The organism is Burkholderia pyrrocinia (assembly GCF_018417535.1).
Lineage (GTDB): Bacteria > Pseudomonadota > Gammaproteobacteria > Burkholderiales > Burkholderiaceae > Burkholderia > Burkholderia pyrrocinia_E.
The window spans coordinates 1,189,138-1,206,802 of record NZ_CP070977.1 but is presented as its reverse complement, the minus strand read 5'-3'; the positions used below and the strand labels follow the sequence as shown (position 1 = coordinate 1,206,802).

The window sequence follows — 17,665 nt, the reverse complement described above, 5'->3', positions numbered from 1 at the left end:
CGTTTCCGGCGCGCCACCTGAAGAGGACGTTGCATGACCCTGCTTTCGTTGCCGACGCTCGACGATCTGCGTATCGAGCCGGGGCTGCCCACCGTCGTGTCGCCGCGCGGCAGCGACGGCATGTCGATCGACGACGTCGCGCCGCTGGCGCGCGAGATCGCGGCCGACACGCTCGAACGGGCGGGCGGCGTGCTGTTCACGGGCTTTCACGTGCCGTCGATCGATGCGTTCCAGCAGTTCGCGGCGTCGTTCGGCGATCCGCTGATCGGCTATGAATACGCGTCGACGCCGCGCAGCCAGGTCGAAGGCGCCGTTTACACGTCGACCGAATACCCGCCGCACCGCGCGATTCCGCTGCACAACGAGCAGTCGTATACGCGCGAATGGCCGCTGCGGATCTGGTTCCACTGCGCGCTCGCGGCGCCGAAGGGCGGCGCGACGCCGATCGCGGACAGCCGCGCCGTGTACCGCGCGCTCGATCCGGCGCTCATCGCACGCTTCGAGCGGCGCGAGCTGCTGTACGTGCGCAATTTCGGACAGGGCCTCGACCTGCCGTGGCAGCAGTCGTTCGGCACCGACGAGCCGGCCGAGGTCGAGCGGATGTGCGCGGCGCGCGGCATCGAATGCACATGGCGCACCGACGACGACGGCGAACTGCTGCTGCGCACGCGCGAACGCTGCCAGGCGGTTGCGCGCCATCCGCGCACCGGCGATCGCGTGTGGTTCAACCAGGCGAACCTGTTTCACCTGTCGGCGCTCGACGACGACATGCAGGAAGCGCTCGTCGACGCGGTCGGGCTCGAGAACGTGCCGCGCAACGTGTACTACGGCGACGGCGAACCGCTCGAGGCCGATGCGCTCGCCCAGATTCGCGGCGTGCTCGACCAGCAGCGCATCGTGTTCCCGTGGCGCACGGGCGACGTGCTGATGCTCGACAACATGCTGACCGCGCATGCGCGCGATCCGTTCGAAGGGCCGCGCAAGGTCGTCGTCGCAATGGCGCAGAGTTACACGGTCCCGCGGGCGACCGAACGGAGGACCGATGACGCGTAGTACCGCCGCGCTTGCCGCGCGCGGGTTGACGGTGGGTTATCGCGACCATGTCGTGATCGACGGGCTGGACCTGTCGATCGCGGCCGGCCGCGTGACCGCGCTGTGCGGGCCGAACGGCTGCGGCAAGAGCACGCTGCTGCGCACGCTCGCGGGCCTGCAGCCCGCGCGTGCCGGCCATGTCGAAGTCGACGGCAAGCCGCTCGCGTCGTTTCGCCGTCGCGCGCTCGCGCGCGAGCTGACGATGCTCGCGCAGTTCAACCAGATTCCGTCGGGCCTCACGGTGCGCGAACTCGTCGCGTACGGACGCTATGCGTACGGCGGCTTCCTGCGCGGGCTGTCGCGGGCCGACCATGCGGCGATCGACGAGGCGCTCGAGACGAGCGGCCTCGCCGACGACGCGGGCCGCGACGTCGGCGCGCTGTCTGGCGGCGAACGCCAGCGCGCGTGGATCGCGATGGCGCTCGCGCAGCAGGCGCCGATCGTGCTGCTCGACGAACCGACGACCTATCTCGACATCCATCACCAGCTCGACATCCTCGATGCGCTGCGTGCACTGAACCGCGCGCGCGGCCTGACGATCGTGTGGGTGCTGCACGACCTGAACCAGGCGGCCGCGTACAGCGACGAGATCGTGCTGATGCGCGCGGGCCGCCTCGTCGCGCAGGGCTCGCCCGACGCGATGCTCGATCCGGCGCGGTTGCGCGCGGCGTTCGGCGTCGAGATGCTGAAGCTCGCGCATCCGCAGACGGGCGCGCCGATGTGCGTGCCGGCCTACGGGCCGTCCACGACCGGCACGCCGCAGGCGGCCGGTGTATTCGACCGGGATCTCGCCGTATGACGACGTTCGCGATGCGCAAGCGCCTCTCGGCGACGCGCAAGGGCGCGGCTACCGGCCGGGCCGGCACGATCGCGATCGGCCTCGTCGTGCTGATCGCGATCCTCGCGGCGCTGCGCGTCGCGCCCGATTTGCGCGTGTGGTGGGACGCCGCGCCCGGCAGCGACGGCGCAGCGCTCGCGCACGTGTTCCTGTTCGACCTCAACTTGCCGCGTGTCGCGGCCGCGCTCGTGGCGGGCGGCTGCCTCGGCATCGCGGGCGCGCTGTTCCAGTCGCTCACGCGCAATCCGCTCGCGTCGCCCGATCTGCTTGGCGTGACGGGCGGCGCACAGCTCGGGCTGCTCGCGGCGATGCTCGTGCCGGCACTGGCGGGCGTCGCGTCGGTGCCGCTGCTGTTCGTGTGCGGGCTGGCCGCTGCCGCGTGCGCGATCGTCGCGGCCGGCGGCTGGCGTGCGACGCCGTTGCGACTCGTGCTCGCGGGCAGCGTGTGCATGCTGTTGTTCGCCGCGCTGTCGACGCTCGTGCTCGCGTTCTTCGAGCAGAACATCGCGGGTGCCGCGCTGTGGACCAACGGCAGCCTTTACCAGCCGGGCGCGACGGGCCTCGCGCTCGCCGCGCGCTGGCTCGTCGTGCCGCTGGTCGCGCTGCCGTTCGTGATCCGGCCGCTGAACCCGCTCACGCTCGGCGACGATGCTGCGGCCGCGGCCGGCGTGCGCGTCGATGCGACGCGGCTCGCCGCGACGTTCGTCGCGGTCGCGTTCACGAGCGTGGCCGTCAGTATCGCGGGCCCGCTTTCGTATGTCGGCCTCGTTGCACCGAACCTGCTGCGCCAGGTGCGCGGCGCGCGCGCGGCGCGGCTCGGCGTGCTGGTACCGCTGTCGGCGCTCGCCGGCGGCGCGCTCGTGCTCGTCACCGACAGCGCGGTGCTCGCGTCGGGCCTCGACGCGACGCTGTCGACCGGCGTCGCGATCGCGCTGGTCGGCACGCCGCTGATGCTCGCGATGATCCGGCGCGGCGCCGCGTGGTCGGGCGTGCTGCATGCGGATGCCGAACGCGCGTCGGGCGGCGGCTCGACGCGGCTCGTCGGCTGGCTCGAACGGCTCGGCTGGCCGCTGCGCACCGCGCTGTTCGTCGTTGTCGGCGCGCTGCTGGTGTTGGTCGGCGTGTCGGCCGGCCCCGAGTGGCTGTCGCCCGCGCGCTGGTCCGCCGCGCTGTCCGGCCAGGAGACGCTCGCGCGGATGCTGATCGACCTGCGCCTGCCGCGCCTGCTGTGTGCGCTGCTTGCGGGCGCGCTGCTGGCCGTGAGCGGCGTCGCGATGCAGAGCGTCGTGCGCAATCCGCTCGCGGGCCCCGAAGTGCTCGGCGTCACGCAGGGCGCGGGGCTCGTTACGCTATTCGCATTGTCGACGTGGCCGCTGATGGGCCACGTGACGCTCGCGGCGGCCGCGCTGATCGGCGGCGGACTGTCGCTCGCGATCACGCTCGCATTGAATCACCGGCATCGTTATGCGCCGCTCGCGGTGGCGCTGACAGGCATCGCGATCGGTGCGCTGTGGACCACGCTCGCGCAATGGCTCATCACGCAGCAAAGCGTACAACCCGCGCGCTTCGTCGTGTGGCTCGTCGGCGGCACCTATGGCCGGAGCTGGGGCGAGGTGTCGATGCTGCTGCCGTGGTGCGTGCTCGCGGTGCCCGTGTTCGCATGGCTTGCGCGACCGCTCGACATGCTCGCGCTCGGCGACGACCAGGCGGCCGCGCTCGGCCTGCCGGTGGCCGCGCTGCGGCCGCTCGCGCTGACGATCGCGACGCTCGCCGCGTGCGCGGCCGTCGCGGCGGTCGGGCCGGTCGGCTTCATCGGGTTGATGGCGCCGCATGTCGCGACGATGCTCGGCGCGCGCCGGCATCGCACGCGGCTGTGGCTCGCGGCCGCGTGCGGCGCGCTGATCCTCGGCGTCGCGGATCTCGCGGCCCGCACGGTCGTCGCGCCGCGCGAAGTGCCGGCCGGCGTGCTGACCGCGCTGATCGGTGCGCCGTACCTGCTCGGACTGCTGATCCTCGAGGGGCGCCGCGCCCGGCGCGCAGGGCGATGACGCCGTCGTTCGACGGCGCGCGCGCCACGCGCTTCTCGGCGTTCGCGCCCGAACCGTTCGCCGACCATCTCGACGTCGTCTGGCTCGGCACGCCCGACGACGCACACGCGCCGGGCCGCATCGTCGTGCCTGTCAGCGCGTTGCCCGAGCACCGCGACGCTGTGCTCGACGCGATGGTCCGTCATTACGGCGGCGATCCGGCGCAGCATGCACGCGCGCTGATGTCGCAATGGAGCAAGTACTACTTCGGCCGCGCGGCGCCGGCCGGCGTCGTCGCGGCGCTGACGCTCGGCCGGCCGCTCGACATGGCGCCCGAGCGCACATTCGTCGCGCTCGACGACGGGATGCCCGCCGCGCTGTATTTCGCGCCGGACGCGCTCGGCGCGCCGTGCGACGATCCCGCGCCGCGCTATGCGGGGCTCGTCGCGCATCTCGGCACGGTGATCGACCTGCTTGCGGCGATGGGCCGCGTGACGCCGCGCGTGCTGTGGAACAACGCGGGCAACCTGCTCGACTATCTGCTCGACACCTGTCGTTCGCTGCCGTGCGCGGCCGATCCCGTTCGGGACGCGGACTGGTTGTTCGGTCCGGCATGCGTGCACGGCGAGCCGAATCCGCTGCGCGTGCCGGTGCGCGACGCCGTGCCGCGCTCGCCGCTGCTGCCGACGCCGTTTCGCGCGCGCCGCGTGTGCTGCCTGCGCTACGAAATTCCTGGAGAAACGCAACTGTGTGGAAGCTGCCCCCTGCTACTGACGATGGACGACGCGGCGCTGGCCGGGCAGGACGCGATCCGGTGACGCATGCCGGCCGCCGGCACGCGTTGGGCGCACTCGCCGCGCTCGGTGCCGCGTGCTGCGGTGTGTTTTCCGCGTCGGCCGGCGCGGGTGCCGTTGCCGGCGACTTACACCGCACGCCGGGCGCCGTGTCGCTGGCCGGCAACCCGGTCGTGTCGCAGGCGAGCGCGAAGATGCCGGTGCGGCCGCAGCGCGTGGTCGCGCTCGACTTCATGTTCGCGGAGAGCGTGATCGCGCTCGACATCGTGCCGGTCGGGATGGCCGATACCGCGTTCTATCCGGGCTGGCTCGGCTACCGGAGCGACCGGCTCGCGCACGTGACCGATATCGGCTCGCGGCAGGAGCCGGGGCTCGAGGCGATCGCGGCAGTCGAGCCCGACCTGATCATCGGCGTCGGCTTCCGGCATGCGCCGATCTTCGACGCACTCGACCGGATCGCACCGACGATCCTGTTCCAGTTCAGCCCGAATGTTTCCGACGGCGGCGTGCCCGTCACGCAGCTCGACTGGATGCGGCAGATCTTCCGGACGATTGGCGCGGTCACGGGGCGCGCCGCGCGTGCGCAGGCAGTCGATGCGAAACTCGACGCGGGGATCGCGCGCAATGCGGCGCGGCTCGCGGCCGCGGGCCGACAGGGCGAGCGCATTGCGCTGCTGCAGGATCTCGGCTTGCCCGACCGTTACTGGGCCTATACGGGCAACAGCACGTCGGCGGGTCTCGCGCGTGCGCTCGGGCTCGATCCGTGGCCGCAGAAGCCGACGCGGGAAGGTACGCTGTACGTGACGTCGGCCGATCTGCTCACGCAACGCAATCTGGCCGTGATGTTCGTGACCGCGTCGGGGCTGGACGTGCCGCTGTCGGCGAAACTCGATTCGCCGGTGTGGCGTTTCGTGCCCGCGCTGCGCGATCGCCGGATCGCGCTCATCGAGCGCAATATCTGGGGGTTCGGCGGGCCGATGTCGGCGCTGAAGCTGGCCGACGTGATGACCGATACGATGCTGAAGCTGCCGGCCGCGCGTTGAGCGCGCGGCGGTTTGTCTGCGGATCGTGCCGCTTCGACGGGCAGGGCGTTGTCTTCGGCTTGACGGTGGAAGGCCTCGGCCGTTCCTTTCCGCCAGTCGTCAGCAACATTCCCTTCTGAACCGAACATCGCCGGCGCGCTGCCATTGCGGCGCGTCGGCGATCGATCCATGAATGGCTTACGCGCTCAGCGCATCGACGCCGTCCCGCGCACGCAGACCCGCGGGCATCGTGTCGCTGACGATGCGCCCGTTGTCGAGCTTCAGGAGCCGGTCGGCAAGATCGAAATAGCGGTCGTCGTGCGTGATCACGATCACGGCCTTGCCGCGTGCGCGCAGCTCGGGCAGCAACTGCTCGTAGAACACGGCCTTGAACGACGGATCCTGGTCGGCCGCCCATTCGTCGAACAGGTAGAACGGCCGGTCTTCCAGATACGCGACGACGAGCGCGAGCCGCTTGCGCTGCCCGGTCGACAGCGCGCGGGTCGAGAACGCACCGTCGACGACCTTCACCTTGTGGTCGAGCGCCAGCTTCGCGACGAGCGCGTTCGCCCGCGCATCGGCCTGCGCGCGGGCCGGATCGTCGGGATCGACGATGCCGAGCAGTGCATCGAACAGGTGGAAATCGTTGAACACCGCGCTGAAGCGCTGCCGGTACGCGGCGCGCTCGCGCCAGCCGATCGTGCGGCCGTCGACCTCGATCGTGCCTTCCTCGGGCTCGTAGAGCCCCGTCAGCACCTTCGCGAGCGTCGTCTTGCCGCTGCCGTTGCCGCCGACGATGAACACGAGCTCGCCCGGCTTGATCGTCAGGTCGATCGGCCCGATGCTGAACATCCGTTCGTCGCGTTCGTGGAAATACGCGTGCGTGACGCCGCGCAATGTGACGGCACCGGCCGGCGGCACGTCGGGCGCGTCGGCCGCGGGCGGCACCGTGCGCAGCGCACCGAATTCGGCCATCACGCCTTCGATCCGCGTGAGCGACACGCGTGCCGCGTTGACGGTCGGCAGGTTGTTCAGGAGCCCGTCGAGCGGCACGAGCATGAACAGGAACACGACGACGTAGCCGGCGGCCACGCCCGGCCCGGCATGCACGCCAAGCTGCGGCCAGAACGATGCGACGCCGAGGAACACGTAGAACAGGAAGATGATCCAGCCGACCCCGACCGCGTACGCGCTGAACGCGCGGCGGCGGTGGTCGCGCACTTCGCCGATCGCCGCGCCGAGCTGGCCGTCGACGAACTGGCGTGCGCGCGCATCGTGCAGCTTCAGTTCCTTCGCACCGGAAAACAGCGAGCCGAGATAACCGAACAGGCGATCCTGCGCCTGGCCGGCCGCTTCGAGCGACGCGATCGCGCGGCGGTCGCCGGTGTGATAGCCGAGCGAGCCGGCGACGATCGCGGCCAGTGCGAGCACGCACACGGGCCACGACAGCCACGCGAGATAGCCGAGGCAGCCGAACACGATCGAGCCGTGCATGACCAGGTTCGGCAGCGCGAAGAACAGCATCGACACGTTGGTCGCGTCGTCGGTCAGCACCGACTGCACGGGTGCCGCGCCGATCCGCTCGATGTCGCGCAGCTCGGCCGCGCCGACGCGTCGCGCGAGATGCACGCGCAGCCGCGCCATCGTGTCCTGCGACAGGCGCGCGAACAGCGTGCCCGACACGATCCGCGTGACGAGCGCGATCACCGCGCACAGCGCGAAGCGCCACGCGAGCGACGCATCGGCCGCGCCAGGCTGCGAGAGCGCACGGTTCAGCGTCGCGACGAGCAGCACGCTCGCGACGCCGTTCAGCACGCACGCGGAGAGCGCCAGCGCGAGCGACACGCGGCTTTCGCGCAACAGCGCGAGGATCAGGCGCGCCGCGGGGCGGGCGGGCGAGGCGTCGAGGGACGGCGGGGAAGAAGGCTCGTGGGCGGCTGTCATCGGCAACGTCGGTAAAGGGAAGGCAGGCGAATACGCGGAAACGGAAAGGTAAAGCGAAAGCGGCGGGCGGGGCGAGCCCCGTTCCGGCTTTCCTCCCTGATAGACGAACGGGCGGCGCAAATATTTAGCCGCGCCTGCAAAAAAAGACGGCTGCGCGCGCTTCGAGCGCAAAACGGTAAAAAATCGGCTGCGCCGTTCGTCACACCAGTGAAGCCGCCCCAAGCGGCCCCGAGACTTGGCCGAAGCGGCCGGACCGAAGGATTTCACGCACATGACGAGTTTCCCGACTGCGCTGCATCACCGAATTCGCGAACTGGCGCGCATTGCGCCCGACGCACCCGCGATCGCCGTACCTTTCCAGAACGACTTGCGCCTGTCGCGCGGCGCGCTCGACGCGCGTGCGTCGCGGCTGGCCCGGCAACTGCGCGCGGCCGGCGTCGGCGCGGAAGTGCGGGTCGGCGTCTGCGTCGAGCGCTCGTGCGAGCTGTTCGTCGCGCTGCTGGCCGTGCTGAAGGCGGGCGGCGTGTTCGTGCCGCTCGATCCGCGTCATCCGGCCGCGCGCCTCGACTGGATCGTCCAGGACGCGCAACTGCGGCACGGCATCGTCGACGAAGCCGGCCGCGCGGCGCTCGGCGCGCCGTTCGAACACGCGTTCGACGCGGCTGCCGAAGCGGCGGGCGAGCAGGACCTCGCTGCCGATGACGAAGATGTGTTGGTGCACCCCCGTTCGGCGGCCTACATGATCTATACGTCGGGCTCGACTGGCACGCCGAAGGCGGTGGTCGTCGAGCACGGACCGCTCGCCGCGCACTGCGACGCGCTCGCGGCCGCGCTGCCGATCGAAGCCGGCGACCGTCTGCTGCATTTCGCGTCGGTCAACTTCGACGCCGCTCACGAGTGCTGGCTCGCGCCGCTCGCCATCGGCGCCGGTATCGTCGTGGCGCCGCCGCAGCCGTTTGCACCGGACGCCGCGCATGCGCTGATGGTGCGCGAAGCGGTCAACGTCGCCGCGTTCCCGCCCGCGTACCTGCGCGAATTCGCGACCGTCGCCGCGCGCGATGCCGTGCCGCCGGCACTGCGCGTGCTCGCGTTCGGCGGCGAAGCGCTGCCGCAGCAGGCGTTCGAATTCGTGCGCCGCACCTTCCCGTCGGTACGCCTGATCAACGGCTACGGGCCGACCGAGGCCGTGATCTCGCCGATGCTGTGGCCGGTCGAGCCGGGCGAGACGCCCGCGCTGGCCGCCGACGACGCGTATGCGTCGCTGCCGATCGGCCGCGTGATCGGCCCGCGCGTCGCGCGCGTTGACGGCGAGTCGAGCGAAGGCGGCGAACTGCTGCTCGGCGGCGTCTGTATCGCGCGCGGTTATCACGGCCGCCCGGCGCTGACGGCCGAACGTTTCATTCCCGATCCGGACGGCGAGCCCGGCGCGCGCGTCTACCGCACGGGCGATCTCGCGCGCCTGCGTGACGACGGTGCATTCGACTATCTCGGCCGCCTCGACGACCAGGTCCAGGTGCGCGGCGTGCGCGTGGAGCCCGCGGAAATCGCCGCGTGCCTGCGCTCGCATCCGGCCGTGGCCGACGCGGCCGTGGTCGCCGAAACCGGCAACGGGCCGACGCGATTGATCGCGTGTGTCGCGCTGCGCGCGGCGGCCGACGATGCGGCGCTGAAGGCGCACGTGGCCGCGCAATTGCCGGCGGCATGGCAGCCGCACCGGTTCGTGCGCTGCGATGCACTGCCGTATACGCTGAACGGCAAGATCGACCGCGCCGTGCTGCGCGAACGGATTGCCGCCGCGCGCGACACGACGCAAGGCGCCGGCGACGCGCCGCGCACGCCGACCGGGCAGCAGCTCGCCGGCCTGTGGCAGACGCTGCTCGGCCTCGATGCCGCGCCGTCGCGCGACGACCGTTTCTTCGCGCTGGGCGCCGATTCGCTCGCCGCGATGCAATTGCAGGCCGCGATTCGCGCTGCTTGGCGCGTGAACCTGCGGCTCGATACGCTGTTCGCCGATCCGGCACTCGCCGAACTGGCCGAAACGGTCGATCGTGCGGAACGCGAAACGGGCGAGCCGCTGGCCGCCATTATTTCTGCGCGCCACGTGGCGGCCGACGCAGCCGCATCGGGTAAGCCGCACGTCGACCGTGCGGCGTCGCTCGCGCAGCAACGTTTCTGGGTGCTCGCGCAAACGCGCGACGCTAGCGCCGCGTATCACATCGCCGCGCACTGGACGATCGACGGCACGCTCGAACGCGACGCGCTGCAGCGCGCACTCGATCACGTGATCGGGCGTCATGACGCGTGGCGCACGACGCTCGTCGACAACGACGACGGCGTCGTGATGCAGCGGATTCATGCGCATCTGCCGGTGTCGATCGCCGACATCGACCTGCGCGACCTGCCGCCGGCCGCGCGCGACGCGCAAGCCGCGCGACTCGCCGAGCGCGATGCGGCCGAGCCGTTCGACCTCGCACGCGGCCCGCTGCTGCGCGCGACGCTCGTCGTGCTTGCCGACGACCGTCACCGCCTGCTGCTGACCGCGCATCACGCGATCACCGACGGCTGGACCTCGCGCTGTGCGTTCGACGAACTGTCGGCCGCGTACCGCGCGTATGCGGAAGGCCGCGAACCGTCGTTGCCCGACCTGCCGATCCAGTACGCCGACTACGCGGACTGGCAGCGCGACATGCTGGCAGGCGGCGAGGGCGAACGTCAGCTCGACTACTGGCGCGGCGCATTGCGCGACGCGCCGGGCCCGATCGCGCTGCCGGTCGATCGTCAGCCGGGCGCCGCGCGCACGCTGCAGGGCGCACGCGTGTCGGTGCGCCTGCCGGACGCGGTCGCGGCCGACGTGCGGCAACTCGCGCGCGACGCGCAGGCCACCGTCTTCACGGTGCTGCTGGCCGCGCTCGATGCATGGCTGTCGCGCCTGACCGGCGAGACGGACGTCGTCGTCGCGGTGCCGGTCGCGCATCGCCAGCGCCCCGAAACGCGCGCGTTGCTCGGGCTGTTCCTGAATACGGTCGCGCTGCGTGTGCGCGTGGCGCCGATGTTGCCGTTCCGCGCGCTCGTCGACGCGGCACGCACGGCGGCGCTCGACGCGGTCGCGCACCAGGACGTGCCGTTCGAGCGCGTCGTCGATGCGGTGAAGCCGTCGGTCAAGCGCGGCGACGAATGGCTGCGCGTGAAATTCGCGCAGCAGTTCGACGCGCGGCACGACAGCGTGCTGCCGGGCGCAACGGCGGTCGCGACGCCGGGGCCCGATCTCGCTGCGCGCTTCGACTTCGCGCTGGATTTCACCGACGACGCGAACGGGATCGAACTGGTCGCGGCCCATGCGACCGACTGCATCGACGCCGACACCGCGCGCGCCTGGCTCGACAGCTATGCGGCGCTCGTCGGCGCGGCCGCGCACGATCCGCAACGCACGACGGCCGCGCTGCCGTGCGACGCATCGGCCGAATCGCGCCAGCCGCGCGACGGCCGCGCGCTGCGCGTCGAACATGCCGACATCGTCGCCGCGTTTGCGCGGCAGGCGGCCGCGTATCCGCATCGCGTCGCGCTCGCCGACGCGTCGGCGGCGCTGACGTTCGCCGAACTCGACGACGCGTCGAACCGAATCGCGCGCGCGCTGACTCAGCGCGGTGTGGCCGCCGAAGCGTCCGTCATCGTCTGCATCGAACGTTCGGCGCGCTTCGTCGTCGGCCTGCTTGGCGCGCTGAAAGCCGGCGCGCTTGCCGTGTTGCTCGATCCCGCGCAACCTGCCGCGCGACTGGCCGCGGCGGCCGCCGATTGCGGCGCACGCTGGGCGCTCGTCGCGGATACGGTCGCGTGGCCGGCCGGCATCGGCGCGCAGCCGCTCGACGTCGACACGCTCGCGCAGGACGCGACGCTCGCCCATGCGGCCGGCGTGCGCGTCGCGCCGCATCCGGAACAGGGCGCGTACCTGATCTATACGTCGGGCTCGACCGGCACGCCGAAGGGCGTCGTCGTGTCGCACGGCGCACTGGCCGACTACGTGCAGGGGATGCTCGACGAACTCGCGTTCGCACCGGACGCGTCGTTCGCGATGGTGTCGACCGTCGCGGCCGATCTCGGCCACACAACGCTGTTCGGCGCGCTGTGCGCGGGCCGCACGCTGCACCTGCTGCCGGCCGCATGCGCGTTCGATCCGGACCTGTTCGCGCACGAGATGCGCCGGCGCGACGTCGGCGTGCTGAAGATCGTGCCGAGCCATCTGCAGGCGCTGCTCGACGCGCGCGTGCCGGCCGACGTGCTGCCGCGCCACGCGCTCGTGACGGGCGGCGAAACGCTTACGTGGGCGCTCGTGGCGCGCCTGGCCGCGCTCGCGCCGGCCTGCCGCGTGATCAATCATTACGGGCCGACCGAAGCGACGGTCGGCGCGATCGCATGCGACACGGCGTCGATCGCCGCCGATGCGCGCGATCCCGCGAGCGGCGTGCCGCTCGGCCTGCCGCTGCCCAATGCGCGCGCGCTCGTGCTCGACGCGTTCGGCGCATGCGTGCCGGCCGGCGCGACGGGCGAGCTGTATCTGGGCGGGCCGGGCGTCGCGCGCGGCTACCTGGGTCGTCCGGCGCAGACCGCCGAACGCTTCGTGCCCGATCCGTTCACGCCCGGCGCGCGGCTGTACCGCACCGGCGACCGCGTGCGCTTGCGTGCGGATGGCCGTCTCGCGTTCCTCGGTCGCATCGACGACCAGGTGAAGATCCGCGGCTACCGTGTCGAACCGGGCGAGGTGAGTGCGGCCGTGCGCGCGGCCGGCCCGATTGCGCAGGCCGAAACGCTCGCGATCGAGCACGACGGCCGGCTGCGGCTTGCGACCTTCGTCGTGATGCGCGATGGCGCGGCGTTCGATGAGGCCGCCGTACGCGCGGCGCTCGCCGCGAAGCTGCCCGACTACATGGTGCCCGCGCAGTTCGTCGCGCTCGCGCGCCTGCCGGTGACCGCGAACGGCAAGATCGATCGTGCGGCGCTGCGCGAACTGGCGGCCGCGCCGGCCGCGATCGCGTCCGGCGATGCGCCGCAGGGCGCGATCGAATCGGTGCTCGCCGAAGTCTGGCAGGCCGTGCTGAAGGCGCCGCATGTGGGCCGCGACGACAACTTCTTCGAACTCGGCGGCGATTCGATCCTCGTGCTGCAGGTGATTGCCCGTGCACGCAGGCGCGGCGTGCGATTCACGCCGAAGCAACTGTTCGACGGCCCGACGGTGGCCGAGCTCGCGCGTATCGCGAAGACGGATGACGCGGCCGCCGCCGCCGCTCAGCCTGCGATCGCAGCCGCATCCGCAGTGGCAACGCCGGCTGCCGCGCCAATCCTGACGCCCGCGCAGCAACGCTTCTTCGCGCTCGACGTCCCGCAGCGCGGCCACTGGAACCAGTCGGTCGCGTTCGACGTGCGCGGGCCGTTCGACACGGACGCATTCGCGCGCGCATTCGATGCGTTGCTGACGCATCACGATGCATTCCGCCAGCGCTTCGCGCGCGGCACGGACGGCACGTGGCACGCCAGCGATGCCGCGAAGCCGTACGATGCGCTGCCGTTCGTCGAAGTCGCCGCACGCGACGAAGCCGACGCGCTCGCACGTTTCGACGCGCTGCAGCGCCGCCTCGACCTCGGCCGCGGGCCGCTCGCGTGCGCGTGCGCGGCACGGCTGCCGGACGGCTCGACACAGCTCTATCTCGCGATTCACCACGCGATCGTCGACGGCGTGTCGTGGCGCATCCTGCTCGACGACCTCGACTCGGCCTACCGCGCCGCGTGCGACCGCACGCCGTTCCGGCTGTCGCAGCCGGGCCTGCGCGCGGATGCATGGGCCGCGCGGCTCGCGCGCGCCGCGACGGAACCGGCGTCGCCGTTCGCTGCCGAGACCGCGTACTGGGCCGGCATGGCGCAGGGCGACGACCTCGTGCCCGATCATCCCGACGCAGCGGCGACGAATGCCGATGCGGTCGTCGTCGTGCAGACGATCGATGCGGCATTGACCCGCGCGGCGCTGACCGATGCGCATGCGGCCTATCGCACGCAGACGATCGAGCTTCTCGGTGCCGCACTCGCGCTGGCACTGTCCGGCGCACGCAGCGGCACCGCATCGTGCCGTGTCGAACTGGAAGGGCACGGCCGCGAGGCGCTGTTCGACGACGCGGACGCGAGCCGCACGATCGGCTGGCTGACGAGCCATTACCCGGTGACGTTGCCGGTCGAAGCGACCGCGCGCGACACGCTGTGTGCAGTCAAGGACACGTTGCGCGCGGTGCCGCACAAGGGGCTCGGCTTCGGCGTGCTTGCACACTACGGCGATGCGGCGACGCGCGCGGCGCTGGCCGCCGTGCCGCGCCCGCGCGTCACGTTCAACTATCTCGGCCAGTTCGACGCGCCGCGCGACGCAACGCTCGTGCCACGCTTCGGCGGCACCGGCGTCGAGCGCGATCCGCAGGGGCCGCTCGGCAACACGCTCGCGATCCACGCTTACCTCGATACGGACCGCGATGGCGCGCGCGCGCTGAAAATGCACTGGGTCTATGGTGCGCCGCAGTTCGAGCGCGCGACGATCGACGCGTTCGCCGAACGCTTCGCAGCCGCGCTGCGCGAGCTCGTCGACGCATGTGCATCGCGCGTCGCGCACCGCGGCGGTGGCGCGACGCCGGGCGATTTCCCGCTCGCGCAGGCCGCCGGCCTTACTCAGGCCGCGATCGAACGCACGCCGCTCGACTGGCGCGCGATCGACGACGTGTATCCGCTGTCGCCGATGCAGCAGGGCATCCTGTTCCATGCGCTGTTCGCGCCGGGCCACGCGAGCTACGTGAACCAGCTCGTCGCGACCGCGACCGCACTCGATGCCGACCGGCTTGCGGCTGCGTTCGACGCGTCCGTCGCGCGCCACGACATCCTGCGCACGAGCGTGATGCCCGACGAAGCCGCGCCGCTGCAGTGCGTGCATCGCCACGCGCAGATGCCGGTCGAACAGCTCGACTGGCGCACGCGCGGCGGCACGCTCGACGCGGATTTCAACGCATGGCTCGCGGCTGACCGCGCGCGCGGTTTCGACTGGCGCGAGCCGCCGCTGATGCGGCTCACGCTGATTCGCGTGTCGGACGACGCATGGCGCGTCGTGTGGACGCGTCACCACGTGCTGCTCGACGGCTGGAGTACCGCGCGCCTGCTCGCGGACGTGCTGCGCGACTATCGCGACCCGGACGCCGTGTCGCCGTTCGCAAGCCGTCCGGCGCTGCGCTACCGCGACTTCATCGCGTGGCTAGGCACGCGCGATCGCGATGCCGACGGACGCTTCTGGACCGACCGCCTCGCGCGGCTCGACGCGCCGACGCTGATCGCGGAACGCACCGCAGACCGCGCGGACGCCGACATGGTTACGTGGCGCGCGACGATCGACGCGGACGCGATGACGCGCGTCGCGCAGACGGCGCGCGCGCTGAAGCTGACCGTCAACACGCTGGTGCAGGGTGCGTGGGCGCTCGCGCTGCAGCGGATGACGCACCAGCCGGCCGTCGCGTTCGGCGCGACCGTCGCGGGCCGTCCCGATGCGCTCGCGGATGTCGACACGGTGCTCGGTCTCTTCATCAACACGCTGCCGGTGATTACGGCGCCCGCGCCGCAGCAACGCGCGGCCGACTGGCTGCAAACGCTGCAGCGCGAGAATGCGGCGGCCGCCGAGCATGCGCACACGCCGCTCGCCGACATCCAGCGCTGGGCACGCGGCGCGGGCGGCGCACTGTTCGACACGCTGGTCGTGTTCGAGAACTACCCGGTCGACGAGACGGCGCGCGACGCCGATCCGCGCGCGCTTGCGTTGAGCGGCGTGCGCAGCATCGAGGCGACGGATTTCGCGCTGACGCTGGTGATCGAGAGCGGCGCCGAACTGACGATCGACTACGGCTACGACACCGCCCGCGTCGATGCGCGGCAGGTCGAGACCTGGCACCGTGCGTTCGCGTGTGCGCTCGATGCGCTGGCCCGCACGCCGGACGCGCTGCTCGGCACGCTGTCGATCGCCGACGACGCAACCCGCGACGCACTGGTGCTTGCACAGGACACCGCGCAGTCATGGCCGGCTTCGCAACGGCAGCCGCTGCACCTGCAATTCGTCGATGCGGCGCACGCGACGCCCGACGCGATTGCGCTCGAATACGCGGACGTTCACGGCGGCGTGCATCGCGCGACCTATCGCGAACTCGACCTCGGCACGTCACGCATCGCGGGCGCACTGCGCCGGCGCGGCGTGCGGCCCGATACGCCGGTCGCGCTGTGCGTCGAGCGCTCGTTCGACATGGTGATGGCGCTCGTCGGCGTGCTGAAGGCCGGTGCGGCGTACCTGCCGGTCGATCCCGACTATCCGGCCGAGCGCATTGCATACCTGCTGCGCGACGCGCGGCCGGCCGTCGCGATCACGCAGGCCCACCTGCGCGAGCAGGTCGAGGCCGCGCTTGGAGACGATGCCGCGACGCAGTTGCTGACGGTTGCTGACCTGCTCGCCGATGACGCGGACGAACGTGACGCGGCGCCCGCAAGCGTCGCCGTCGACGACGCCCAACTCGCCTACCTGATCTACACGTCGGGCTCGACCGGCAAGCCGAAAGGCGCCGGCAACACGCACGGCGCGCTCGCGAACCGGATCGCGTGGATGCAGCACGCCTATCGTCTGACGCGCGACGACGTCGTGCTGCACAAGACGCCGTTCGGCTTCGACGTGTCGGTCTGGGAATTCGTGTGGCCGCTGGCGATCGGCGCGAAGCTCGCGATCGCCGCGCCCGGCGACCATCGCGATCCGGCGCGTCTCGCGGCCGCGATCCATGCGCACGGCGTGACGGTGCTGCACTTCGTGCCGTCGATGCTCGCCGCGTTCGCCGTGTATCTCGACGATTTCCCGGCCGCCGCGCAATGCGGCAGCGTGCGCCTGATCGTCGCGAGCGGCGAGGCGCTGGCGCCCGAACTCGTCGCGAAGATGGCGCGGCTGCTGCCGAACGCGACGCTCGTGAACCTGTACGGGCCGACCGAGGCCGCGATCGACGTGTCGCACTGGACCTGCGGCCCCGACGACGCGAATGCGGGCGCGGTACCGATCGGCCATCCGATCGCGAACCTGCAACTGCACGTGCTCGATGCCGCATGGCAGCCGGTGCCGGCCGGCGCGACCGGCGAACTGTACCTGGCAGGCGCGGGCCTGGCGCGCGGTTATCTCGGCCGCCCGGCGCTGACCGCCGAGCGCTTCGTACCCGATCCGTTCGTGCCGGGCGCACGCATGTACCGCACGGGCGACCTCGCGCGCCGGCGCGCCGACGGCGCGCTCGACTATCTCGGCCGTGTCGACACGCAGGTGAAGCTGCGCGGCCAGCGGATCGAGCCGGGCGAGATCGAGGCGCTGCTGCGCGCGGCGCCCGGCGTGAACGATGCGGTCGTGATCGTGCGCGACGAGCAATTGATCGGTTATGTCGCCCGCGGCGACGCGGGCCCGCTCGACCGCGTGGCGCTGCTCGATGCGTTGCGCGCGCAACTGCCGGCCTACATGGTGCCGTCGCAACTGATCGAACTCGATGCGCTGCCCGTCACGCCGAACGGCAAGTGCGACCGTCATGCGTTGCCCGCGCCGGTGCGCGAAGCAGCCGAAGCCGTCGAACTAGCGACCGATACCGAACGTGCGCTCGCGGACATCTGGCAACGCGTGCTGCATGTCGACGCGATCGGCCGCGACGGCGATTTCTTCCTGCTCGGCGGCCATTCGCTGCTCGCGACGCGGGCCCACGCGCAGGCGAACCTGCACTGGGGGCTCGCGCTGCCGCTGCGCACGCTGTTCGACACGCGCACGCTCGCGCGCTGCGCGGAAGCGATCGACGCGGCCTGTGCGGCACGCGGCGCGACCGATGCGGCGAGCGCGATCGACGCGCTGCTCGGCGAACTGGAAACCCAATAAGG

At 71.7% G+C, this 17,665-nt stretch carries 7 protein-coding genes; 6 read left to right on the top strand and 1 reads right to left on the bottom strand.

The annotated features are described in order from the left end of the window. Positions 1 to 33: 33 nt before the first annotated feature. The 5 genes from JYG32_RS05655 to JYG32_RS05635 are packed head-to-tail and all read left to right on the top strand — an operon-like array spanning position 34 to position 5,794. Positions 34 to 1,053 carry a TauD/TfdA family dioxygenase gene (locus JYG32_RS05655; RefSeq protein ID WP_213264943.1) on the top strand — a complete coding sequence of 340 codons (1,020 nt, stop codon included), beginning with the start codon at positions 34 to 36 and terminating at the stop codon, positions 1,051 to 1,053. Then, positions 1,043 to 1,891, top strand: a complete 849-nt coding sequence (locus JYG32_RS05650; RefSeq protein WP_213264942.1) for an ABC transporter ATP-binding protein — start codon at positions 1,043 to 1,045, stop codon at positions 1,889 to 1,891. Before JYG32_RS05655 ends, JYG32_RS05650 begins: the two co-directional genes overlap by 11 nt. After that, a complete protein-coding gene (gene fhuB, locus JYG32_RS05645; RefSeq protein ID WP_213264941.1) occupies positions 1,888 to 3,978 on the top strand; it encodes a Fe(3+)-hydroxamate ABC transporter permease FhuB in 2,091 nt (696 codons plus the stop codon). The genes JYG32_RS05650 and fhuB overlap by 4 nt, the downstream gene beginning before the upstream one ends. Continuing rightward, the gene (gene fhuF / locus JYG32_RS05640) at positions 3,975 to 4,775 is read left to right on the top strand and encodes a siderophore-iron reductase FhuF (protein ID WP_213264940.1); all 801 of its coding nucleotides are present in this window, start codon (positions 3,975 to 3,977) and stop codon (positions 4,773 to 4,775) included. The genes fhuB and fhuF overlap by 4 nt, the downstream gene beginning before the upstream one ends. Continuing rightward, positions 4,772 to 5,794 carry an ABC transporter substrate-binding protein gene (locus tag JYG32_RS05635; protein WP_213264939.1) on the top strand — a complete coding sequence of 341 codons (1,023 nt, stop codon included), beginning with the start codon at positions 4,772 to 4,774 and terminating at the stop codon, positions 5,792 to 5,794. The genes fhuF and JYG32_RS05635 overlap by 4 nt, the downstream gene beginning before the upstream one ends. 177 nt (positions 5,795 to 5,971) lie before the next feature. Here JYG32_RS05635 and JYG32_RS05630 read toward each other — a convergent pair whose 3' ends face one another. Next, entirely contained in the window at positions 5,972 to 7,717 is a 1,746-nt protein-coding gene (locus tag JYG32_RS05630; protein WP_213264938.1) for a cyclic peptide export ABC transporter, read from the bottom strand. A gap of 271 nt (positions 7,718 to 7,988) precedes the next feature. On the opposite strand from JYG32_RS05630, the gene JYG32_RS05625 reads away from it, so the two are divergent. Then, entirely contained in the window at positions 7,989 to 17,663 is a 9,675-nt protein-coding gene (locus tag JYG32_RS05625) for a non-ribosomal peptide synthetase (protein ID WP_213264937.1), read from the top strand. Positions 17,664 to 17,665 lie beyond the last annotated feature (2 nt).